This is a genomic window from Escherichia sp. KTE159 (assembly GCF_000408805.1).
Taxonomy (GTDB): Bacteria; Pseudomonadota; Gammaproteobacteria; order Enterobacterales; family Enterobacteriaceae; genus Escherichia; species Escherichia marmotae.
The window spans coordinates 2713056-2737796 of record NZ_KE137292.1 but is presented as its reverse complement, the minus strand read 5'-3'; the positions used below and the strand labels follow the sequence as shown (position 1 = coordinate 2737796).

Below are 24741 nucleotides of genomic sequence, written 5' to 3'. Positions count from 1 at the left end.
AGCCCCGGCATTTGTCGGGGTTTTTTATTTTTGTTGCGCGAAGGCTGACAACATTTTTCTGGCTTCGCTGTTTGTCGCCTGCATGACCATCCACGGACTGAACGCCCACGGTGTGGCATCAATACTGCGTAATACTTCCGCTAAATCACACCATTGATAATCGATCACTTCATCATCGTTGAGCTGTAACGTACTGGTAATTCGTGCGGCAAATACCGGACATACTTCATTTTCGACAATGCCATTCGGGTCAGTGGCGCGATAGTGGAAGTCTGGATAAACCGGTTCGGGTGGTGTTATTTCTACGCCCAGTTCATAGCGGCAACGGCGGATCACCGCCTCTTCATTGCTTTCACCCAGTTGCGGATGTCCGCATACCGAGTTGGTCCACACACCTGGCCACGCTTTTTTGTTTAGTGCACGGCGAGTAACCAGCAATTGTCCTTTGGCGCTAAATAGCCAACAGGAGAACGCGAGATGTAAGGGGGTATCAGCCGTGTGTGCAGCATATTTTTCCAGTGTTCCCGAAGGGACTCCCTGTGTATTCAGTAAAATGACGTGTTCCGTTGGCATAATTTCTCACATGTAATTCTAATCATTCGTCATTATAGATAACTAAAATGTTAAATGATTAACCAAGTGAGTGTTATCGGCAACCGCCCGTTTTGAGCGGATGCCGACAGAGGAATGTCAGCTAAAAAAGCAGCATCATATATTTGAAGCGACTTTCAATAGCCATTGCAACACAGTCAGAAATGACAGGAATGGAGATCATAAAGAGCAATAACAGGCTGAATATAGCGCGCATTACAAGATTCATATTATTCACCATGCTCATTTTTCTTCAGCTTGCGCATCAGAAGCCACATACGTACTGTCCTGACTTTTAAATCTTTATCAGAGACAGATTCTTTCACCAAATCGGCATGATGCTGATAGCCATTAAAGAAAACGTTCAGCACAACAGCGCTAAGGGTTGCCAACATAATGCCGCTATGCAGCAATGGTTGTAGTACGGCTGGTAACTTAGAAAAGAAATCGTGAGAAAGCGTTGGGGTCATGCCCACGCCAAGGCTGATTGCCACAATATAGAGGTTGTAACGGTTGGTGGTGTAGTTACAACGCGACAGAATACGGATCCCTGTCGCCAGCACCATGCCGAACATGACAAGCCCTGCGCCACCAAGTACAAATTGCGGAATGGAAGCTACCAGTACTGCCATTTTGGGCACCATACCGAACAGAATAAGAATGATCCCGGAAGAGATACACACCCAGCGACTGTGAACGCGTGTTACGCTGACCAGACCGACGTTCTGCGAAAATGAGGTATGCGGGAAGCTGTTAAATGTACCGCCAATCATTGTTCCGACACCATCTACGCGCAGCCCGCGAATAATGTCTTGTGAAGAAAGTTTTCGACCAACAATTTCCCCCAAAGCCAGGAACATCCCCATCGACTCAATAAACACGATGATTAACACGGCGGTCATGGTCAGAATGGAAACAGGATCGAAAACTGGCATACCAAACGACATTGGCGTGACAATGGCAAACCACGATGCATCATATAATCCGGACAGATTTACTTCGTTCATCATCCATGAAAGGAAGAAGCCAAATACAATCCCCAGTAATACGGCGACGTTGGACATAAATCCTTTCGCATAGCGAGTAATGAGCAAGATAAAAATTAAGACTGCGAAAGAGATGCCTAAATAAACGGGATTGCCATATTGCGGATTGCCCTTACCACCAGCAGCCCAGTCAATACCAACCTGAATAATACTCAGCCCGATAGAGGTAATAACTACACCGGTAACCAGCGGTGGGAACAAAGGCATTAAGCGACCAATAAGTGGTGCTAATAATGTTGTGATAAACCCTGCTGCGATAGTCGCGCCAAAAATCCCCAGCAGGCCGATATCGGGGTTCATCCCAATGGCAATCATTGGCGTTACAGCCGCAAAGGTCACCGACATAATCACCGGCAGGCGGATCCCCATAAAGCGGCCGACACCGATACATTGCAATAACGTGACGATCCCGCAGCAAAAGAGATCCGAGCTAATAAGCATTGCTATTGCTTCTTTGGAGAGGCCGAGTCTGTCACCAATCATCAGTGGTACAGCGACCGCGCCTGCGTACATAACAAGGACGTGTTGCAGACCGAGTATGATCAACTTTCCTGGTGATAATATACGGTCAACCTCATCAGTGGGGCAGTCTTGCCCTGAAGATGAGGGTAATTGGGAATCTATGGCGCTCATCAGTCATTCTCCTTTCGCTCGCCAGAGTAAAAAGCAACCGTTTACGTTAATAAAACTGTCTAATGACATGCTCGTGGGATGCCAGTTTTAGCGATGAGAGGGAGTTATAGAATGGAAATGCGGAGGCAATCACATAATCGCGGTTAAACCGAAAAAGTGAGAAAATAAATGGGCAGTGAAATTATCTCTAATTTTCTCATATTGATATTTCTTTAATCATTCTGGCATGTCGGACTCTCGCATTTAATGTTTTTGAGTCGGATACTTCTGTTTTTTGTAATGATGTTTAATGAATGAAAGCAGCATATATTGGGGGGCAATAATTTGATCTCAGTAGCAAAATGATTATTAAATCGGGCATGTTCTATAATATATGCCCGTTTATTGCATCGCGACATTTGAGAAGACATAACTCATCAAATGAAAGGGATGCAAATGAATAAGTTTATCGCTGCTGATGCTGCGGAATGTATAGGCTGCCATGCCTGTGAAATTGCCTGTGCGGTGGCACACAATCAAGAACTCTGGCCGCTGAGTCATCGTGACTTTCGACCCCGTATCCACGTTGTTGGGAAAGGGCTGGCGGCTAATCCGGTGGCCTGCCATCATTGCAACAATGCTCCCTGCGTTACGGCTTGTCCGGTAAACGCTCTGACTTTTCAGCCCGATAGCGTACAACTGGACGAACAAAAATGTATTGGTTGTAAAAGATGCGCAATCGCTTGCCCCTTTGGGGTCATTGAGATGGCCGATACTATTGCGCAGAAATGTGACCTTTGTAACCAGCGCAGTTCCGGCACGCAAGCTTGTATTGAGAGTTGCCCAACACAGGCGTTACGGCTGATGGATGATAAAGGGTTACAGCAGATAAAAATGACCCGCCAGCGCAAAACGGCAGAAGGAAAAGCGTCAGAGGGAACTCCTCCATCCCGCCACGCGGCGTTGCTTCCTGTTAACCCACGCAAAGGCGCAGATAAAATTCCAGCGAATGAGCGGAAAAAACATTTTGGCGAAATTTATTGCGGGCTGGATCATCAACAAGCGGCTTATGAAAGCGAGCGATGTGTTTATTGTGCCGGGAAAGCCAACTGTAACTGGTTTTGCCCACTGCATAATGCGATTCCCGACTATGTTCATCTGGTACAGGAAGGGAAGATTATTGAAGCGGCAGAACTCTGTCACCAGACCAGCTCCTTACCAGAAATTTGCGGCAGGGTATGTCCACAGGACAGGCTTTGTGAAGGCGCATGTACGTTAAAAGATCACTCTGGCGCTGTATCGATCGGGAATCTGGAACGCTACATCACCGATACCGCGCTGGCGATGGGCTGGCGTCCCGATGTCAGCCTGGTTGCTCCCCGCGTGGAAAAAGTGGCGGTGATTGGCGCAGGGCCAGCGGGGCTGGGGTGTGCTGATATTCTGGCACGCGCGGGCGTTCACGTTGATGTCTTTGATCGTCATCCAGAAATTGGCGGTATGCTAACGTTTGGCATTCCTCCGTTCAAGCTCGATAAAAGGGTATTAAGCCAGCGGCGTGAGATATTCACCGCAATGGGAATCGACTTTCATCTCAACTGTGAAATCGGCCGCGATATCTCTTTCAACGAATTAACGGTGGAATATGACGCAGTTTTCCTCGGTGTGGGGACTTACGGGATGATGCGTGCAGATCTGCCGCATGAAGACGCTCCTGGTGTCATTCAGGCGCTACCGTTCCTGACCGCCCATACCCGCCAGCTTATGGGATTGCCGGAGTCTGGAGAGTATCCGCTGACGGAAGTTGAAGGTAAGCGAGTCGTGGTATTGGGCGGGGGCGATACGACTATGGATTGTTTGCGTACTTCCATCCGTCTGAATGCCGCCAGTGTGACCTGTGCTTATCGTCGTGATGAAGTCAGTATGCCGGGTTCTCGCAAAGAGGTGGTCAACGCGCGCGAGGAAGGCGTTGAGTTTCAGTTCAATGTTCAGCCGCAATATATCGCCTGTGATGACGATGGGCGTTTAACTGCGGTGGGTCTGATTCGTACTGCAATGGGGGAGCCTGGGCCAGATGGTCGCCGTCGTCCACGTCCGGTGGCGGGGTCGGAGTTTGAGCTGCCCGCCGATGTTCTGATTATGGCCTTTGGTTTCCAGGCACATGCGATGCCGTGGTTGCAGGGCAGCGGAATTAAACTTGATAAATGGGGCCTGATTAAAACCGGCGACGCGGGATACTTATCTACTCAGACGCATCTGAAAAAAGTCTTTGCGGGTGGTGATGCCGTTCACGGCGCGGATCTGGTTGTTACCGCAATGGCCGCAGGAAGGCAGGCGGCGCGCGATATGTTAACTCTGTTTGATACAAAGGTATCGTGATGAAATCGTTAATTATCGTTAATCCGGCTGACTGTATTGGCTGCCGTACCTGTGAAGTTGCCTGTGTAGTCGCTCATCCGTCTGAACAGGAGTTGAATGCCGATGTCTTTTTACCCCGGCTGAAGGTACAGCGGCTGGACAGCATTAGTACGCCAGTGATGTGCCACCAGTGCGAAAACGCTCCTTGTGTTGGCGCTTGTCCCGTGCAGGCGTTGAGCATAGGGGAGCTGATGGTGCAGGCAAACTCTGCCCGCTGCATTGGTTGTCAGAGTTGTGTTAGTGCATGCCCATTTGGGATGATCACTATTCAGTCGTTGTCCGGTCATACCCGGCAACAAATCGTGAAATGTGATCTCTGTGAACAGCGGGAAGAGGGGCCAGCCTGCGTTGAATCTTGCCCGACGCAGGCTTTGCAGTTGCTGACCGAGAGAGAACTCAAGCGAGTTCGCCAGCAGCGTATTGCAGCCAGCGGTGCGAATCCTCTTTGATAAAAACCTCCGCGCTGAAAGGCGCGGAGAATCGTTTAGATTGCCCAACCACCCGCGTAAAACGCGACCAGCGCGGCGGTAATGATAACAGTGCCGATATTCAGCTTGTGCCATTCGCGAGCAAAGACGCGACCTACGACCAGCGTCACAAACCCCAGCATAATACCGGTGACGATATTACAAGTCAGGACGATGAATACCGCGCAAACCAGCCCTGCCATTGCATCAATAAAGTCATTGAAGTCCAGCTTTGAGACGTTGCTCAACATCAGTAGCCCAACGTACATCAGCGCGGGGGCGGTGGCATAACCGGGGATCAGAAACGACAGCGGAGATAAAAACAGAATCAACAGAAACAGAACGCCAACCACGGTTGCGGTTAAACCGGTTTTACCCCCGGCTGCGGTCCCGGCCGCTGATTCGATATAAACTGCCGCAGGTGCTGCACCCACCAAACCGGAGAATATTGAACTTACCGAGTCACTGGTCAGGGCTTTGCCCCCGTTGATAATCTGGTTGTCTTTATCCAGCAGATTCGCCTGGCCGGCTACGGCACGGATGGTGCCAGTGGCGTCAAACACGGCGGTCATCACCAGCGCCAGTACACTCGGAAGTACGGTTGGCTGGAGCGCGCCCATAATATCCAGACTGAAAATCAGAGACTTACCATCTTCGCCAGTCAGGCTCGGCATTGCCACCAGACCGTGGTATTTCACCGCCGGATCAAAGATTAAGCCGATGATCGAGATGGCGATAATAACCAACAAGATCCCGCCTGGTATGCGGCATTTTTCCAGACCGAAAATCACCGCTAATCCCAGCAAGCTCATCAGCACCGGGAAGGAGGTAAACGCGCCGAGCGCAACCGGTAAGCCTTCAATCGGGTTTTTGATAACCATACCAACACCGTTAGCGGCAATCAGTAGCAGGAAAAGACCAATACCGATACCTGTACCGTGTGCAATACCCATCGGTAAATTACGCAAGATCCAGGTACGAATACCTGTTACGGAGATGGCGGTGAATATCAACCCCATCAGAAAGACCGCACCCAGTGCTACCGGAACGCTAATTTGTTGCCCGAGCACCAGACTGAATGCGGTAAATGCCGTTAAGGAAATGGCGCAACCAATCGCCATTGGCAGGTTAGCCCATAACCCCATCAGCAGGGAGCCAAAGCCTGCGACCAGACAGGTGGCAACAAAGACCGCTGCGGGAGGAAAACCTGCTTTACCCAGCATTCCTGGCACTACGATAACGGAGTAAACCATCGCCAGGAATGTGGTCAGGCCTGCCAGAACTTCCTGGCGAACGGTACTGCCACGAGCGGTAATTTTAAAATAATTATCCAGGGCGCCCTGTGGCTTTGATGCGTCCGGTGTTTGTAGGATGTCTCCAGACATAATGATGTCCTCACGAGGTTTATTATTAGTTACGTTCGTACACCAGACGACCATCAACGTAGGTGCGGTAGATCGAACGATCATCGCCCAGCGTCATCATCACGAACAATTTATCGACTAAAGATACAGAGTTGTCATAGCGCAGTTGCTGTAGCGGTGTGGCAGTGGGTTCCATCACCACAAAATCAGCCTCTTTGCCTGGTAAAAAATTGCCAATCAGGTTGTCAAGGCCCAGAGATTTCGCGCCGCCGAGCGTGGCAAGGTAAAACGCTTCATAGGCTGAGAGACGATAGCCCTGTAATTGCAACACTTTGTAGGCTTCGTTCAGTGTTTGCAGCATGTTGAAGGTGGTTCCGGCACCGATATCGGTTCCCATGCCCACTTTGACTTTCTTCTGCCATGCTTTTTGCAGATTGAATAAGCCGCTACCGAGATAAAGGTTGGAGGTCGGACAGAAAGCGATGCTGGATTGAGTTTCGCTAAGGCGATCCCACTCTTTTTCTTCCAGATGGACGCAGTGAGCAAAGACGCAGTTTTTACCGGTCAGACCGTACTGGTGGTAAACATCCAGATAACCATCATGTTCAGGATAAAGTGATTTCACCCAGGCAATTTCATCTTTGTTTTCACAGAGATGGGTATGTACCCACGTATCGGGGTACTCTTTTTTCAGGCGTTGCGCCATTGCCATCTGTTCGGGCGATGAAGTGGGGGCGAAGCGTGGCGTAATGGCGTACAACAGACGACCATTTTTGTGCCAGCGTTTGATCAGCTCTTTGCTTTGCAGGTAGCTGCTTTCGGCGGTATCAAGCAGATAATCCGGCGCGTTGCGATCCATCATCACCTTACCGGCAATCATGCGCATATTGATATGACTGGCGGCTTCAAACAGTGCATCAACGGATTGCGGATGAACCGTACCAAACACCAGTGCCGTGGTTGTGCCGTTACGTAAAAGTTGCTTGATGAAGAACGCCGACATTTCACGGGCGTACTCTAAATCCTCATAGCGACGTTCAGTAGGGAAGGTGTGTTTATTCAACCATTCCAGCAATTGTTCGCCATAGGCACCGACCATTTCACTTTGCGGGTAATGGATATGCGTATCGACAAATCCCGGTACTATCAGTTTGCCGCGATAGTCGCGAACGCGAATGGTGTCAGGAATTTGATGCTTGCCGTCTTCCCATTCGCCAAACCATTCCACCTTCCCCTGTTTAATGAGTAATAAACCGTCCTCAATAAAACGCAGCGCAGAGGCAATCTCTTCCGGGTTATCGACTGTACGGGTGACATCAATAAAACTGCCTCGTACTGCTTTTAACGTGTGTTCTCCTGACATCATTGACTCCTTTATTGTTAATCCATCTCTTCCGCTGAGGTAATACCCGGCAGAACGCTTTCCTGTCGGTAGCCACCAGGGAGGATAATATTTAATAAAATCGCAGTTAACCCGCCTGCACAAATAGGGTTTTCAACTAATACATAAATTGAGGCAGGTAATATTTTAAAAATTTCGGGGTCGTAGGAGACGCCAAGCCCTAAACCTAAAGAAGTGGCGACAATAAGTGTTTCACGGCGTTTTAATCCGTTGGTGATAATAATGCGGATACCGGCGATGGCAATCATGGAAAACATCAGCGTCATTGCCCCACCCAGAACTGCTGAGGGAATGGTAGTGAAGAAGCCGCCGATCATCGGAAATAACCCGAGGATAACCAACATTACCGCGATGGTTCGCCCGACATAACGTGAGGCGACGCCGGTCATCTGAATAACACCGTTATTTTGCGCAAAGGTAGTTAATGGTAATGAGCCGACTGCGGAGGCGATAACCGAAACCAGACCATCTGCCAACACGCCGCCTTTCAAACGTGATTGATATTCTTCCCCCTGAATGGGGCGGCGGGAAACCATTGCCGTGGCGGTGATATCGCCTACTGCTTCCAGTACGCTAAGTAGATAAATCGTGCCGACCACCAGGAACTGATGAAAGTTGAAACTAAATCCGTATTTGAAGGGATGCGGGACGGTGATTAACGGCAGATTGCGCATACTGCTGAAATCTACCATTCCCAGGCATAAGGATGCGATATAGCCGACACATAGCCCAATGGCGATCCCGCCCATGCGTAACAACGGACTGCGGCAGCAGTTAAAGCCGATCACCACAATCAGAACCAATAAGCCAACGCCGAGGTGTTCGTAATTGCCGAACGTACCGCTGCTTTTGGCTGCAAATCCACCACCAAAATCAATAATGCCGACTTTAATCAGACTTAAGCCGATCATCAGCACCACAATACCGCTGACGGTGGGGGAGATAACCCGACGTAAATAGGGCAGGATAAAAGAAGAACCGACAACCAGAAATGCGCCAACGAAGGAGACGCCGAGTAGCGACGACATGATTAATTCTTCGTGAAAACCGTCACTTTTCATGCTGCTGCCTAGCGCAATCATGACCGTAACAAATGAAAAATTAACGGATTGAATTGAGAGCAAACCGGAACCCACAATACCGTAACGGTTTACCTGTAACCAGGTGCCAATGCCAGAGGCAATCATCGCCATAGAAACCAGATAGGCGGTCGTTTCTGCAGAAAGCTGTAAAGCCGCACCAACAATTAATGCGGGGGTCACCATCGGAACAAAAATTGCCAACAGATGGGTAATGGCACCAACAATAGCCTGATGAAAGGGAGGGCGATCCTCCAGTTCAAATATAAGGTCGGAGCCTGCATGGTTTATATCAGACATCCCTTCACTCCTTTTAAAGTAAATTTGATCATCTGAATCAGTAAAATAAATACCCACGAATTTGGGGCGCAGGACGCCTTGAGAACGGCTTATCTCATTTTCGCAGTTACTAATTAGTTATCTTTAATACAAGGGAAACAGGCCGCCGAAGCGGCCATTAATTACTTATATTTTTTTCAGCGCGGTAAGTATTTTCTCCGGTGTGAAATGCCATTCGCGTAGCCAGATGCCGCAGGCATCGTGAATTGCGGTGGCAATTGCTGGTGCTGCACCATTTACGCCAATTTCTGAGATCGATTTTGCTCCGAATGGACCGACTTTATCGTCGCTCGGCACCAACACGGCACGGAAATCACGCGGGATGTCACCAATTTTGGGAGCACCGTAGCTACGTAAATCACGTGTTAACGGGTGTCCTTCGGCGTCATAAATGATTTCTTCGCTCATACTGTGTCCGATAGCACGCAGGGTAGCTCCATAGATCTGTCCCAACGCTAACTCTGGGTTAACTGGCGTACCGCAATCCAGCAATGCGTAGAATTTGTCCAGGCGGATTTCACCGGTACGCGTGTTGACGGCAACTTCAGCAAAGTTTGCGCCATACGGAAAGGCGAAATCAGGCGTGATGTAGCAGGCTGTTCCCACCAGCGAACCAAAACCAGTACCGGTTTCGCCTTTATGGGCAATATCCCCGAAACTGACTTCGCCTTTCTTGCCACGAACGACACCTGGCGTTGCCAGTTGGACATCTTCCAGTGGTTCATCAAGCATTTGTGCGCCATGAAAGAGAATTTTCTCGCGCAGATTTTCTGCCGCCATACGCGCCGCGTTGCCTGAGAAGCAAGTACCAGACGAGGCATAAGCGCCTTTGTCAAACAATGCATGGTCAGTATCACCGGAGATAACATGCACATCCTGAGGTGGACAGTGCAGCACTTCTGCTGCCAGTTTTGTCACTACGGTATCCAGGCCGGTTCCGATATCAGCACCACCAGAATGGACAATAAAGGTGCCATCAGATTCCAGTTTGATCATGCAGTTAGCCTGATCGATATCCGGGATCCCCGATTTCTGCATGATAATGGCGACGCCACGACCTGTGCGCCAGTCACCTTCCTGTGATTTCGGTGAAGACCATTGGATCATTTCACGACCCTGACGCAGGATCTCTTCCAGTGCGCAACTGGCAGCAGAAGGAACGGAGGTTGGCGCTTTACCTTCACCAATCGCACCGAGGATCTTCAGCTCTTGCCCTTCATGTACCCGGTTACGTTCGATAATTTCCAGTTGATCAATCTGTAATTGTTCAGCAAGTTCTGCTAACGCCATGGTGATAGCAAAGTTACCTTTTGGCGCGCCATAGCCCTGATAAGCACCATTTGGACAAATGTTGCTGTAGTAGGTGGTGACCTGAAAATCGACGTTATCGCACGGGTACAGCGGCAACGACAGCGCCGGTCCGTTACACGGTACGGTGAGTGAGTGGTTGCCATAAGGGCCCGTGTTGGCGCGGAAATCCATTTTCACTGCCGTCAGGCGACCATCTTTTTTTGCCCCCAGTTTGACAGTGACTTTCGCGACGTGACGAGAGGTGTTAGCAATAAACTCTTCTTCACGGGTGTAGTGGAACAGTACCGGACGCCCGGTCACACAGGTTGCCCAGGCGCACACTTCCTCCAGCAGGATGTCCTGTTTGGAGCCGAAACCGCCGCCCACGCGTTCTTTAATGACATGAACTTTATGCTGTTTCATACCAACGAGACGCGCTACCTGACGGCGCAGGTGCCACGGTACTTGGGTGGAGGCGTGGATCACCAGCCGATCGCCATCCATACGGGTAAAGCAGATATGTGTTTCAGTCGGGCATTGTTGTGCCTGAGTTGAATTATAGGTTCGCTCAATGATCACATCAGCATCAGCGAAGCCTTTGTCCATATCACCGATATGACCATGAATGCTGGCGGCAATATTTTTACGTGGGCGAGAACCGATAGGGAAGTTAATGATCATATGCTCGCCGCGCTGGGCCGCGTGGCTATTGTCTTCTTCCAGCGTCTCTGGCGCACCAGCGACGTACACCACCGGTTCATCGTGAACGACAGGGGCATCTTCCGCCATTGCTTCGTCAATCGACATTACCGGTTTAAGCACTTCATATTCAACGTCAATGAGCTTCAGTGCTTCGAGCGCAATTTCTTCACTTTCGGCAACGATCGCAGCAACGCGATCGCCAACGTGACGCATTTTTTTGCCGAACATGCGACGGTCGAGCGGTGAAGGTTCTGGCGCGCTTTGACCACCAGGAGTGTAGTAAATATCCGGGCAGTTGAGATGAGTGATAACGTGAACGACGCCCGGTAAGGCTTCGGCTTTGCTGACATCCAGATGAGTAATCAGTGCGTGAGCATGTGGGCTGCGTAACATTTTAATGACGCAGGCGTCAGCCGTTACGCGGTCTTCAACATAGCAGGGTTTCGCCTGCACCATTTTAGCAGCATCGGTTTTGGGGTAGTGCTTGCCAATAACTTCAAGGTCGTTACGGAAAGTGGGGGCGATGTCAATCGTGGCACGCGGGTTATTTTTACGCGCAATAGCCAGTTCAATGACTTGATAGTATTGCTGCCAACCCGCATCGCGGCTGAACAGACCAGAAAGCGCGTCGTCGATCTCTTCGCGGGTTGGCTCGGCAATGCGATCGAGTAGATCGGTAATAATCAAAGATGCTGCCGGATCGTTATAACCGGACTGCACCACGCCAACATCAACCATTGCCTGTTGAACCAGGCTTAATTCGTTCCATTTGCCTAAGGATTCTGCGGTGCGAATGTTTGCTTTTTCTAACTGTGCTGCAATCAGCAAGGAGGCATTAACGATGTTGCCGTTAAAAAGAATCGCATCAGAACCGGCGAAACCGAAACCATCATCACTGTTGCGCACGGAGTGCATACCCATACCAAACAACAGCTTTTGCACGTTTTCGCCAGGGTTAACGGTTAGCCCCTGGGGTGCGCCATTTAAAGTAAAGTGGATGATCATACGGCTTCCTCCCCAGCCTGTTGGCAGTCGGCATAAAGGTCGGCCACCAGAACTCCCGTGATATAGCGTTTATACGCTACGCTCCCCCGCAAATCTTCCTGGGGGAAAATGGCGTTGGCGACGGCCTGTTCAAGTGCATTGCCTTCCAGGTTTTGTTTTTCGACATCGTGCAGGCGCAGGGCTTTACTGGCAACGCCATCCAGCGCAATTCGCAGTCCGTCGTGGTCAGTTAATGCAACGGCTGCAGTCACCACTGTTAACCCCGCCCGGGAACGGCTAATTTTACGGGTCGCACAGGTGCGATACGGATCTTTAATGATGATTTCGGTTAGCAGGCGATCGCCCGGATCGGCCAGATAGCTCTCAATCGACAACGTTTCGCCATTGCCAAAGACCAGTTCTGCATCCAGTGCTAACAGAACCGGAAGAAGAACGGACTCTTCCTGCCGGGCCGCTATTTCGCCGCCGATAGTCGACTGATTTCGTACATGACGAGAGTAGACAAAGCCGAGAGCTTCACGCAGTGCCACTGGAATAAATCGCGCATCGCGCAGTGGTTGTAAGCGCGACATTGCGCCAATACGCAGTGCGCCGTTATCCCAGTCAATCCAGTCCAGTTCCAGATCCTGCAAGGAAATAGCAATTTTTTTATTGGTACGGGTTGGCGTGGCGTTGAGTTTGCTGCCCCCGGCAAACCAGACGGCTTCATCCTGGTAGCGGCGCTTCAGTTCCAGCGCCTGTTCTACAGAGTCGGGCCTGAAAAATTGTTCAATCATCTTCTTTCCTTATTTAACCCTCTTCCCTGAAGGAAGAGGGTATAGGTCATTTATGCCAGCGCATCCATCCGACGCCACATACTGGCGGCGGCTTTTCTGGCTTGCGCATAAATGGAATCGCAATCGAAGTTAAACTGACGATCTTCGTAGACCATCACGCCGTTAACCATCACGCTGTTAACGCTGCCTGAACCCATACCGAAGGCGATATGGCCTGCAATATTGTCTGCCAGCAGCGGCGTTGGCGAGTTGTAATCGCAAATGGTTAAATCTGCTTTATAACCGGCTTCCAGAAGGCCAAATTTCGCACCAAAGTTGCGGCTCATCAGTTCGTTGCCGTTAGTCAGCGCTCTGGCAAAACTGTCTGGCCACAGCGGGCCACCAGAGTCACGATGTTTAAAGAAGGCGAATTTCATCTCTTCAAACATGTCTGAACCGATGCCGTCAGTTCCCAGTGCCAGATTGCGAATGTCGCTAAGATGATGGTTGTAACCAACATGGTTGTTCATGTTTGAACGGGCGTTATGTACCAGGAACGCGTCACGTTGGTTAAGCAGGGCAATATCCTCTTTCGACAGATACAGTCCATGAGCGACCAGCGTTTTGCTATCGATGAGATCGAATTGCGCCAGGCGTGCCAGCAGATCTTTTCCGTACCTGTGGTGACTGTAAGAAACGTCGTAAAGGTCTTCCGCAGCGTGTATGTGTAAACCACGGCCTGTTGCTTTCACTGCTTCGCGCAGCATTTCCAGACCAACATCTGGCACGGTAAACGGCGCGTGAGCACCGATATGCGCTTCTACCAGATACGGCTCGCTTGCCGCTTTCTTCGCGTCGTCAATCTGACGGGCGAAACGGATGTTTTCCTCTACCCCCTCCTGCAACTCTTTAATACCGTTATTACGATCTGTTGTTTCAAAACAGGTCATCGCACGTAGACCAACTTTTAGAAATGCGTTGCGCAACGTCGAGAGCGATCCGCCGATATAAGCCGGAGAGGCATGGTGATCGATAACCGATGTACATCCGCTCTTAATCGCTTCCAGTGAACAAATCAGCCCGCTGTAATAGAGCGACTCTTCATCAAGGGCGCGATCGAGTCGCCACCAGAGATTTTTTAGCGTTGAGATGAAGTCCGGGCAGGGGGCAATATTCGCCATAATTCCGCGGGAAAGCCCTGAGTAAAAATGGTTGTGCGAGCATACGATCCCTGGCATCACAATCCGGCCATGCATCTCTTTGTAGCTGGCTTCAGGGTAGCGGTGTGTCAGGGCGTTGCCGATAGCGATAATGACATCATTTTCGATGGCGATATCGACGCCTTCCTGCACTTTCGCCGGGTGTAGCTGTACTGCAGTGACATTCTTCAGAATCAACATGATTACACCTCCACGCGGCCCAGCAGATAATGATGATGCTGGTGAATATGGCTGATAATGCGGCACATATCGTTCAGCTCTGGCGGTACGTTGTTGAACTGGCCTTCGCTATTAATGTTCAACACCCAGCTTTGGTTATTCAGACGTACGCTTACCCGATCATCTTCCACCAGGAAGCCAGGGTTGCTGCTGTTATCAAAGTCTTGCGACAGACTGAAGACGGTGATTTTGTCTTTGTACGGTTTACCGTTCCATGGACAGAACTGAGCACAGTTACCGCATTCGTTGCAGTAGGCATCAAGGTGCAGCGTCTGGAAACGGTTCTGGAAGCCAGGAACCGCAATTGAGATGTTGGCGCGGTTCGGGCAGACATCCACACACTTGCTGCAAACGTAGTTACATTCAAGGCAGCGCGCGGATTCCTGAGCGACAAATGCGTCACGATCATCGCTGTTCACCAGGGTGACAGAGATGTCGCCTTTACGTTGGTAGATTTCTGCCGGGTTAACGTTGTTCCAGTATTTATCGCGCTGGTGGGAACGGATATTTTCCCGGCTAAGGATGGCATCGGCTGCCCGACGAGCGGTGCTGACAGCGGCAACGATTGAGGACGGCCCGCGTTGTACGTCACCGATCATAAAGACGTCAGTCAGACGGGTTTCGCCGTTATGGTCGACGTCAGGCCAGCCGTTTTTGTCCAGTGGCACACCCATCGCATTCAGGGCTTCGGTATCCTGCTGTTCGCCAATGGCAGTAATCAGGCTGTCTACATGCAGCGTTACCGTTTCGTTGGTTTCAACCGGACGGCGGCGACCTTTCTCATCAGGTTCGCCAAGTGACATGACGCGCAATGTTAAGGTGCCATCAGCATCGAAACGTTGCGGATTGTTCAGGAAACGGAACTCCACGCCATCGTGCAACGCTTCTTCATACTCTTCGCGCCACGCGGGCATCTCTTGCAGTGAACGACGGTAAACCACAGTTGCTTTTTCTACGCCCGGAACGCGTAACGCTGCTCGCGCGCAGTCCATTGCGGTGTTGCCCGCACCGACAACCACTACATGTTTGCCAAGGTTGAGCGCCGTACCTTTATTGTACTCGCGCAGGAAGGGGAGTGATTTCCAGATATTCTGGTTGTCGCCTGCCAGTTTCACACCGCTGTTTTTATCGGTGCCGGTAGCAATCAGAACGTAGTGGTAGCCCTGATTCTTTAACTGCTCGACGGTCAGTTCCGGTGAGCAGCCATACTCAAATTTCACACCGTGATCGGCAACAAAATCGATATCGTGCTGAATTAACTCTGCCGGAATACGGAACTGAGGAATGATATTTTTCACCACGCCGCCTGCGTTGGCTTCGCGTTCAAATAACGTAACCGGATGACCCGCTCTGGCAAGGAAGTAACCGGCAGCCAGACCTGCTGGACCCGCGCCAATCACGGCAACCGGATGGCGTGAACCGGAACCGGCAGGTTTGTGCCAGCGTTGCTTATACTCATCCCAGCCTTTTTCCAGGGCGACTTTTTTCAGTTCGCGGATATTCAGTGCGCTGTCGTAATCGAGGCGGGTACAGTTGTACTGGCACTGATGATCGCAAATGTGGCCGGTAATGGCGGGCAGCGCATTACGTTGGTAGATGAGTTCCAGCGCATCGGCATAGCGATGTTCGCCCAACAGTCGAATGTATTCCGGAATATCTTGTTTGATGGCACAGGCAGTGACACATGGAGCAACGTAGCAATCGGTCAGCGGTAGATCTTCTGCCACTTCAATACGCTCTTCTGGCTTCCAGTGTTTTTGAGTGTATTCCATGGTTAATGCATCTGCTGCCAGCTTGCTCAGTCGTTCAACGTCAACGTGGTTAAGCCCCCAGGCGTCTGACCCTTCCAGTTCGCGCATACAGGCGCTTAAACGCAGATAGCCGCCAGGTTTCAGCAGGTCGGTTGCCATAGTGATCGGGCGAATACCGGTATCGAAAATATCGCGGATCGTCAGTTGGCTCGCACCACCGGAGTAAGAAATTGGCAGTTTGCCGTCAAAGGCACGAGACAGAACGGCTGCAACATTGATAGAAAGTGGAAACAGCGCACGACCCGACATATACATCTCTTCACCAGGCAGTGCGCCTTTATTGTTGATAGTGCCGAGGGTGTTAGTCAGTTTGACGCCAAAGCCGAGTGATTTCTCTTTTGCCAGTGCCATCAGGCGTTCCAGCATTTCCAGTGCCTGCGCCAGCTTGAGGTCATGATCAAATGATTCTTCTTTTAAGCCGATGTAATCGAAGCCGCAGCCATCGAGAATCTCGCGAACACGAGCGTAACCTAATAAAGTTGGGTTGAGTTTTACAAAGGTATTCAGCTCTTTTTCTTCCAGCATGTAGCGGCAAATGGCTTCGATTTCATGCGGAGGGCAACCGTGCATGGTGGAGAGAGTAACGCCTTGTACCATGCTGGTGGGGATGCGTGCCGGTAATGCCTGTAAATGTTCGCGTTTATCCTGCAAATCGTGACGAGCCAAAAACGCGTCATCCTGAAGCAGTTTATTAAGCGTATCGCGGTATTGAGCGAATTTCGGATGGTCAGATGCGTCCATCATATTATCGATGAACTGCTGCATTGGCGGCTGCTTAATACCGTCGAGGTTGTAACCGACGCTCATATTAAAGATGAACGACTTGCCTGATTCTGAAGGCTGGAACAGGGCTTCAAGCAGATGCAAGGCAAACCAGGCTTTAAGGTATTCATCCCACGCTTTAAGCAGAGTGAATTCGGTAGACCATTCGGTGTTAAAACACTCGTCTTCGGCATCGATACAGGGTTTTTCCAGCTCCAGACGGTCAAGAATTTGTACAGTTTTTAGTTCGATGAATCGTCCGCCGGTCAGCCAGGAGGTGACGATGTTTTGCGCGAGCTGTGTGTGCGGTCCGGCGGCTGGGCCGACGGGGGTAGCACAGGTTTCACCGAAGACGCTAACAGATTTACCTTTTACGGGTGAGTAAAACTGTTGTTCGGGAATACCAAAGATTGAGCGTTGTTGTTGGTACTCATCAAATATGCGCGTCAAAAGTTCCTCAAACGGAATGGGACGCATAATATCCCCCATAACCCTCTCCTTAGCTTATACAGATATCATTGAGTGACCGGTATTGATAAATCCGGTGGTTTAAGGGGATAGAGCAACAATCGCACCACTCTTGCCCGGTTTGCCCGGAAATATAAAAAAATGTGAAGCGCCTCGAAACTTAATGGTTTTTTGTGAATGATCTCACAGGTGCCAAATGAGAATTAAAATCACTCCTGAACGTTATTATTCTTATGGCTTTTATCATCTTTTCTCATTTCTCAAAAACAGTGGTTCCTTATCATTATGATAAAGGAGTGGAGGGTGGGTTAAATATTTGAACGCAATCGTTTAGCTTGATTTTCTAAAATTAAGTATGCCATTTTTGCGCATTAATAAAGCCATCCGGAGTATCAATGTCTAAAATTATTTCTTCATTTTCCATCTCGACGGAATAATGTTCACCCATGCGTAATGCCTGACGCATATTGATTACATTGGGGCGTTGTATTGCCTGCATCAGGCTCGATTTTGAGATTAAAATGGGATGGCCAGGGATACCATTGTGTAGCGGGAGTATTGCGCCGCTGTTACGTAACTGCCAGATTTTTAGGAAAATATCTCTATTTAGAGTTGGCATGTCACCATGGGTAATAAAGCAATGCTCTGTTTGCACTTCGTGGGCCGCTGCCTTCACCGAGGTCAGTAAACCCTGCTCATAATCTGGATTATAAATAAGAGTAATATTGGCAGTATGTGCGTAGCGATGATGCAGTTCATTGGCGCGAAAACCTGTGACTAAAATAATTCGGCTACAAAACTGCAACGCATTTTTGATACTTGCATCAAGAATTGTTCCTTGCTGCCAGGGTAACATCATTTTCCATTGTCCCATTCTTGATGATAATCCGGCAGCGGTAATTATACAGTCGATAGCTGGCATAGTCGTTCCATTATTTATATTGGGTAATAACGTCTGGGGATTACGTTACTTCCTGGTTAATGAATTTGTGGGGTTAATTTATCCCTGAGAGGACTATAAAGATTTGTGAAAAGTATAATTGACCCATCAGCGTTATTCATTGACTTAGACGTGCAGAAACGTCCTGCTGTGATTTCAGTTGTTGGCGCAGGGGGGAAAACCAGTCTGCTTTTTTGGCTGGCAGAGGTACTCCGGGCTAGTGGCAGACGTGTGTTAATTACTACGACTACGCATATGTTTATGCCAGTTTCTCATTGGCCTGTAGTTTTTTGCCGTGATCCTGCAACACTTCCTCATGCGTCTCTCACATCCCCCATTTTATTTTGTTTTCATCGTTGGAAAGCGATACAGGGGAAAGCACAGGGATTTTCGCCAGATGCCATTGATGCACTGGCGCAACGGTCGGAATGTGACGTAATTCTCATTGAGGCTGATGGCTCGCGTGGAATGCCGTTAAAAGCGCCGGATGAGCACGAACCTTGCATACCACGAAGCAGTTGTTGCGTGATTGCTGTGATGGGGGGGCATGTTTTAGGCGCAAAAGTTGGCGCGGAAAATGTCCATCGCTGGCCGCAGTTTGCCGACATTACTGGCCTGACGCCGGGGGCGACCTTGCAACTTAGCGATCTTGTTGCCCTGGTTCGCCATCAGCAAGGTGCGTTTAAAAACGTGCCATCAGGGTGTCGGCGGGTCTGGTTTATTAACCGTTTTTCTCAATGTGAGAATGCGATTGCGCAAAGCGAACTACTCAAACCACTGCAACACCACGACGTAGAGGCAATCTGGCTGGGCGATATACAAGAGTATCCTGCAATCGCGCGCAGATTTGTGAATTAGCGACCTGGGTATTCCGGGTTACTGAAAGGATATCGATTGAGGTTGGTATGAATATTTTCACAGAGGCTGCAAAACTCGAAGATCAAAATTGTCCGTTTGCTATGGCGCAAATTGTGGATAGCCGAGGCTCTACTCCCCGCCATTCTGCACAAATGTTAGTGCGTGCCGATGGTTCCATCGTTGGTACGATTGGTGGAGGAATGGTTGAGCGTAAGGTGATTGAAGAGTCGCTACAGGCATTGCAGGAACGTAAGCCGCGATTATTTCATGGACGAATGGCCCGTAACGGCGCGGATGCCGTCGGGTCAGACTGTGGAGGCGCAATGTCAGTGTTTATCAGCGTGCATGGTATGCGGCCACGTCTGGTGTTGATCGGCGCGGGGCATGTTAACCGGGCGATTGCCCAGAGTGCTGCGCTATTAGGGTTTGATATTGCTGTTGCCGATATTTATCGCGAAAGCCTCAATCCTGAATTTTTCCCGCCAGCAACCACGCTTCTACATGCCGATTCGTTTGGTGCAGCGGTAGAGGCGCTGGAAATTCGACCTGATAATTTTGTTCTCATTGCCACGAATAATCAGGATCGTGAAGCTCTCGATAAACTCATTGAACAGCCCATTGCATGGTTGGGGTTACTGGCAAGTCGCCGCAAGGTTCAGCTTTTCCTGCGTCAATTGCGTGAGAAAGGCGTGGCTGAAGAACATATTGCCCGTTTACATGCACCAGTTGGTTATAACATTGGTGCGGAAACGCCGCAGGAGATCGCCATCAGCGTGTTGGCAGAAATATTACAGGTGAAAAATAACGCGCCGGGCGGGTTGATGATGAAACCTTCGCATCCTTCCGGGCATCAACTGGTGGTGATTCGTGGCGCGGGAGACATTGCCAGTGGAGTGGCGTTACGTCTGTATCATGCGGGTTTTAAAGTGATCATGCTGGAAGTTGAAAAGCCGACGGTGATTCGTTGTACCGTAGCGTTTGCCCAGGCCGTGTTCGACGGTGAAATGACAGTTGAAGGTGTTACTGCTCATTTGGCTTCGACCCCTGCGGAGGCGATGAAACTGACTGAGCGAGGATATATCCCGGTAATGGTGGACCCTTCCTGTTCGCTGCTTGATGAACTGAAACCGCTGTGCGTGGTAGATGCCATTCTGGCGAAACAGAATTTGGGTACGCGTGTGGACATGGCACCGGTAACAATTGCGCTCGGGCCTGGTTTTACCGCAGGAAAAGATTGCCATGCGGTTATTGAAACAAACCGTGGGCACTGGCTGGGACAGGTGATCTACTCCGGTTGTGCGCAGGAGAATACCGGTGTTCCAGGTAATATTATGGGGCATACCACCCGGCGGGTTATTCGCGCTCCGGCGGCGGGTATCATGCGCTCGAATGTGAAATTAGGCGATTTGGTAGAAGAGGGTGATGTTATTGCCTGTGTTGGCGATCATGAAATTAAAGCGCCGTTGGCCGGTATGGTGAGAGGCTTGCTGAACGATGGGCTGGCTGTCGTCGGCGGTTTTAAAATCGGTGATATCGACCCTCGTGGCGAAACGGCTGATTTCACCAGCGTTTCTGATAAAGCCCGGGCGATTGGTGGTGGTGTACTTGAGGCGTTAATGATGTTGATGCACCAGGGCGTTAAAGCGACGAAAGAAGTACTGGAAGTGGCTTAAATGAAAACGGCCGGATGGCATCGCCCCCCGGCCTTTAACTTACTGGCAAATCACCGTTCCGGTTTTACCTTCAATCCCTTCTTTTGCTTTGCTTAACACGGTAATCAGCGCTTCGCGGCCTGCGCGAGAGCGAGCAAATGACGCGGCGGCTTCCACTTTCGGCAGCATCGAACCTTTAGCAAAATGCCCCTCATCAATAAAGCGTTCTGCATCGGCCAATGACAGGCGGTCGAGCCACTGTTCATTCTCTTTACCAAAATTAATTGCTACTTTCTCTACCGCAGTAAGAATGATCAGCATATCGGCATCGATCATTTCTGCTAAACGGGCGCTGGCCCAGTCTTTATCGATAACCGCGCTGGCACCGCGCAGATGGTTACCTTCACGAATCACCGGAATACCGCCACCGCCAACGGTGATTACGACCTGGCCGGCATCTACCAGAGCTTTTACCGTCTCTTTTTCAATAATATCAACTGGTTTTGGCGAAGCGACGACACGACGATAGCCACGACCCGCATCTTCTTTCAGGGTGTAACCCTGTTTTGTCAGTTGTTCTGCTTCCTGCTCGGTAAAGAATGAGCCGATCGGTTTGGTCGGATTGAGGAATGCCGGATCGTTAGCGTCGACTTCGACTTGAGTAACCAGCGTTGCAACGGGTTTATTAATGCCACGAGAAAGCAGTTCTTCCCGTAAGGCGTTTTGCAGATCGTAACCAATATATCCCTGGCTTAAGGCGACACAGACAGACATCGGCAGCATAGGCGAATGCGCTTCCGTTTTTGCGGCGGCTTCGAATGCCTGGTTAATCATGCCCACCTGTGGCCCATTACCATGAGTGACGATAACTTCATGCCCCTGGGCAATTAAATCAACAATTGCCTGAGACGTAATTTTTACCGCTTTCATTTGTCCGGCCAGATCATCGCCCAGCGCATTCCCGCCCAGGGCGAGAACAATTTTCTTACTCATTTTTCCTCACTCATCATTCTTGATTGTGTATAGATCCCTGGCAGTGGTTAGAACACGGGAGGGACAAACGGTTTGCGTCGCAGGAAACGTCCCCGTCCGGCTTTGCCTGTAAAGGTGCCGTCACAGAAAATCGTTTCACCACGGGATAGGGTTCTGACAATTGCACCCTGGCAGGTAAAGCCCTCCCAGGGCGAGTAGTCAGCATTGTCGTGGAGATGGCGATGCTGAATTTGCTGGCTCTGATGTGGATCTATAATCACTACGTCACCATCTGAACCGGGCGCTAATGTTCCTTTTTGTGGCCACAGGCCAAACAGTCTGGCGGGCATTGCACTGGTTAATTCAACAAAACGCTCCGGTGTGATACGTCCGGTCATTACGCCGCTGGAGAACAGCAACTGCATACGATTCTCCACACCGGGAAGGCCATTTGGGCAACGGCTGAAATCACCTTTGGAAATCTGCTGGCGCTGGGCCATTGAGAAGGTGCAGTGATCGGTCGCCACCACGTCAATCGCACCATCGCTGATGCCGCACCACAGCTTGTCCTGCTCGCGAACGTTGCGCAGCGGTGGGCTAAGAATAAATTTCATGCCGTCTTCTGCGTCATAACTACGTTCGTCGAGCAGAAGATATTGCGGACAAGTTTCAACCCAGACAGGCTGGCGGTTCGCGCGGGCAAGGCGCAGATAATCCAGGCCTAAGCCGTTAGACAGGTGGACGATATAGAGCGGTACGTTACCGGCAAGTTTTGCCAGGTTGATCATTCGGGCGATGGCTTCCGCTTCGCACTCCAGCGGTCGACTCAATGCGTGATAGCGCGGCGCGGTTAGCCCGGCAGCGATAAACTCCGCCCGCTTACTGGCGATAGCAGCATCATTTTCCGGGTGTACGGTGGTTAGCGCGCCGGACTCATGCAAACGGCGTAACGCCTGTAACACTTCGTCATCGTTGAGTTTGTATTGATAGGTTAAATAGAGTTTAAAACTAGTCAGCCCTTCTTCGACCATCATCGGAATTTCATCGAGGATAGCGTGATTGATATGCTGGATAACACCGTGAAAGCTGTAGTCGATGACCGCTTTATGGGCGGCATAACCACGATAAACTTCCAGTTGATGGCGTAACCGGCAGCCGTTTGGGCCAAATCCCATATGGTCAATAATGGTTGTTGTACCGCCACACGCAGCCGCGCGGGTGCCGGTAAAAAAATCATCACAACTGCGCGCAATGCCGACATCAATATTAAAATGCGTATGGACATCCACGCCGCCTGGGAAAACGTAACAGCCAGTGGCATCAATTTCTTCATAAGGGAGCTGCGGCGAAATATCGTTACCTAACTGGCGAACAATCCCGCTTTCAATCAGCAAATCCTGCTTTGCTTGCCCATCAGCGTTAACAACAGTGCCGTTTTTGATCAATACACGCATAGCAAACTCCAGAAACCCTCCGGCGAACCGGAGGGGAATAAGTGATGAATAATTATTCGGTTGCCAGCCAGCTTAATGGGATTGCCGCATACATAGCGGCACAGGTTACCAGGTGAGATTTCCAGGTTTTTTCGTTTGGCGCGTGCGCTTCAGGTTCTTTACCGGGGCCAAAGCCGATAACCGGAATACCGTGACGGCCCATGATGGAGACGCCGTTAGTTGAGAATGTCCACTTATCAACGACCGGTGCTTTGCCGAACAGCCCTTCGTAGGCATTCACCAGCGCTTTAACGGTGAAGTGATCTTCTTCTACTTTCCAGGTCGGGAAGTAGCATTCGGTTGGGTAAACCAGACCAGTCCAGGACGGACGGTCGTAGTTGTACATAGAAACGACTGCGTTGGCTTTCTGTACCGCAGGCAGCGCGCGGATTTCATCCAGTGCACCTTCCCATGTTTCGCCCCAGGTCAGACGACGGTCAATAGAAACTGCGCAACTGTCTGCGACAGCGCAACGACTTGGGGAGGTAAAGAAGATTTCGGAAACGGTCAGCGTACCTTTACCGAGAAATTCGTCATAGCCCAGACGTTGGGACAGTTCTTGTAATTCGCCAAGAATTGGGCCCATTTTGAAAATGGCGTTATCTCCGCGTTCTGGTGCAGAACCGTGGCAGCTAACACCCTGAACATCAACACGGATTTCCATACGACCGCGTTGACCACGGTAGACCTGGCAGTCGGTCGGTTCAGTACTGACCACAAATTCCGGACGAATACCGGATTGTTCAATAATGTACTGCCAGCACAGACCGTCGCAGTCTTCTTCCTGCACTGTCCCCGTTACCAGCAGGGTGTATTCATCTTCCAGCCCCAGATCTTTGATGATTTTACCGGCATAAACCATAGACGCCATGCCGCCTTCCTGGTCAGAAGTACCGCGACCGCCGATCAGTTCATCAGTTTCCATACCTTCGTACGGGTCGAATTCCCAGTTTTTGATGTTGCCAATACCGACGGTGTCGATGTGAGCATCCATTGCAACCAGACGCGGGCCGTGGCCGATATAACCGAGAACGTTGCCCATCGGGTCGATTTCAACTTTATCGAAACCTACTTTTTCCATCTCTTCTTTAATACGATGCACTACGCGTTTTTCATCGCAACTTTCGCTGGGAATCGCAACCATATCGCGCAGGAAGCGGGTCATGTCTGCCTGGTAATCTTTTGCTTTTTCAAGAATCAGTTTGAATGGAATATTCTTAGCCATTATTTTTCTCCAGATTTTTGACTCCCCGTTTGGCGGGGAGCTATTTCCAATAGG

18 protein-coding genes are annotated in these 24741 nt (G+C 50.2%); 4 read left to right on the top strand and 14 right to left on the bottom strand.

Annotated features, from left to right (window positions below; genetic code table 11):
• Positions 1-24 precede the first annotated feature (24 nt).
• The 3 genes from idi to uacT all read right to left on the bottom strand — a co-directional run bounded on the left by idi (position 25) and on the right by uacT (position 2270).
• Positions 25-573: an isopentenyl-diphosphate Delta-isomerase gene (idi, locus tag A31E_RS08740; RefSeq protein WP_016249161.1), complete on the bottom strand. Its 549-nt coding sequence runs from the start codon at positions 571-573 to the stop codon at positions 25-27.
• 121 nt (positions 574-694) lie between these two features.
• Positions 695-820, bottom strand: a complete 126-nt coding sequence (gene yqfG / locus A31E_RS0122925; RefSeq protein WP_010378596.1) for a protein YqfG — start codon at positions 818-820, stop codon at positions 695-697.
• Position 821: 1 nt separating this feature from the next.
• On the bottom strand, positions 822-2270 hold the full coding sequence (gene uacT / locus A31E_RS08745) for a urate/proton symporter UacT (protein WP_001517024.1): 1449 nt from the start codon (positions 2268-2270) through the stop codon (positions 822-824).
• A gap of 435 nt (positions 2271-2705) precedes the next feature.
• On the opposite strand from uacT, the gene ygfT reads away from it, so the two are divergent.
• Positions 2706-4625 (top strand): formate-dependent uric acid utilization protein YgfT, encoded by a 1920-nt coding sequence (gene ygfT / locus A31E_RS08750; RefSeq protein WP_010378594.1) that lies wholly within the window; start codon positions 2706-2708, stop codon positions 4623-4625.
• Complete coding sequence (locus A31E_RS08755; RefSeq protein ID WP_001517022.1) at positions 4625-5113, top strand: 4Fe-4S dicluster domain-containing protein; 489 nt, start codon at positions 4625-4627, stop codon at positions 5111-5113. Before ygfT ends, A31E_RS08755 begins: the two co-directional genes overlap by 1 nt.
• A 35-nt stretch (positions 5114-5148) precedes the next feature.
• Here the strand turns inward: A31E_RS08755 and ghxQ are convergent, their stop codons facing one another.
• The 8 genes from ghxQ to mocA form a co-directional block, all read right to left on the bottom strand.
• A complete protein-coding gene (gene ghxQ / locus A31E_RS08760) occupies positions 5149-6516 on the bottom strand; it encodes a guanine/hypoxanthine transporter GhxQ (RefSeq protein WP_000012179.1) in 1368 nt (455 codons plus the stop codon).
• 25 nt (positions 6517-6541) lie between these two features.
• Positions 6542-7858 carry a guanine deaminase gene (gene guaD, locus A31E_RS08765; protein ID WP_010378591.1) on the bottom strand — a complete coding sequence of 439 codons (1317 nt, stop codon included), beginning with the start codon at positions 7856-7858 and terminating at the stop codon, positions 6542-6544.
• Positions 7859-7875: 17 nt separating this feature from the next.
• Entirely contained in the window at positions 7876-9276 is a 1401-nt protein-coding gene (gene xanQ, locus A31E_RS08770) for a xanthine/proton symporter XanQ (protein ID WP_001517020.1), read from the bottom strand.
• 165 nt (positions 9277-9441) lie between these two features.
• The gene (locus A31E_RS08775; protein WP_000583667.1) at positions 9442-12312 is read right to left on the bottom strand and encodes a molybdopterin-dependent oxidoreductase Mo/Fe-S-binding subunit; all 2871 of its coding nucleotides are present in this window, start codon (positions 12310-12312) and stop codon (positions 9442-9444) included.
• Positions 12309-13088: a molybdopterin-dependent oxidoreductase FAD-binding subunit gene (gene ygfM / locus A31E_RS08780; RefSeq protein ID WP_000572480.1), complete on the bottom strand. Its 780-nt coding sequence runs from the start codon at positions 13086-13088 to the stop codon at positions 12309-12311. The genes A31E_RS08775 and ygfM overlap by 4 nt, the downstream gene beginning before the upstream one ends.
• 50 nt (positions 13089-13138) lie before the next feature.
• The gene (gene ssnA, locus A31E_RS08785) at positions 13139-14467 is read right to left on the bottom strand and encodes a putative aminohydrolase SsnA (RefSeq protein WP_016249160.1); all 1329 of its coding nucleotides are present in this window, start codon (positions 14465-14467) and stop codon (positions 13139-13141) included.
• Between the two features lie 2 nt (positions 14468-14469).
• On the bottom strand, positions 14470-17568 hold the full coding sequence (gene ygfK, locus A31E_RS08790; protein WP_000502356.1) for a putative selenate reductase subunit YgfK: 3099 nt from the start codon (positions 17566-17568) through the stop codon (positions 14470-14472).
• A 328-nt stretch (positions 17569-17896) separates the two neighbouring features.
• Positions 17897-18469 carry a molybdenum cofactor cytidylyltransferase gene (mocA, locus tag A31E_RS08795; RefSeq protein WP_016249159.1) on the bottom strand — a complete coding sequence of 191 codons (573 nt, stop codon included), beginning with the start codon at positions 18467-18469 and terminating at the stop codon, positions 17897-17899.
• A 105-nt stretch (positions 18470-18574) separates the two neighbouring features.
• Here mocA and yqeC point away from each other — a divergent pair, with 105 nt between their 5' ends.
• Positions 18575-19345, top strand: a complete 771-nt coding sequence (yqeC, locus tag A31E_RS08800) for a selenium cofactor biosynthesis protein YqeC (RefSeq protein WP_016249158.1) — start codon at positions 18575-18577, stop codon at positions 19343-19345.
• Positions 19346-19392: 47 nt separating this feature from the next.
• Positions 19393-21018 carry a selenium-dependent molybdenum cofactor biosynthesis protein YqeB gene (yqeB, locus tag A31E_RS08805; protein WP_016249157.1) on the top strand — a complete coding sequence of 542 codons (1626 nt, stop codon included), beginning with the start codon at positions 19393-19395 and terminating at the stop codon, positions 21016-21018.
• Positions 21019-21057: 39 nt separating this feature from the next.
• On the opposite strand, the gene arcC is transcribed toward yqeB, so the two are convergent.
• Genes arcC through A31E_RS08820 form a run of 3 tightly spaced genes read right to left on the bottom strand, consistent with a single transcriptional unit; the run spans position 21058 to position 24687 of the window.
• The gene (gene arcC, locus A31E_RS08810; RefSeq protein WP_000037989.1) at positions 21058-21990 is read right to left on the bottom strand and encodes a carbamate kinase; all 933 of its coding nucleotides are present in this window, start codon (positions 21988-21990) and stop codon (positions 21058-21060) included.
• Positions 21991-22037: 47 nt separating this feature from the next.
• Positions 22038-23423 (bottom strand): D-phenylhydantoinase, encoded by a 1386-nt coding sequence (gene hyuA / locus A31E_RS08815; protein WP_016249156.1) that lies wholly within the window; start codon positions 23421-23423, stop codon positions 22038-22040.
• Positions 23424-23475: 52 nt separating this feature from the next.
• Positions 23476-24687 carry a YgeY family selenium metabolism-linked hydrolase gene (locus A31E_RS08820; RefSeq protein WP_001107131.1) on the bottom strand — a complete coding sequence of 404 codons (1212 nt, stop codon included), beginning with the start codon at positions 24685-24687 and terminating at the stop codon, positions 23476-23478.
• Between the last annotated feature and the right edge of the window lie 54 nt (positions 24688-24741).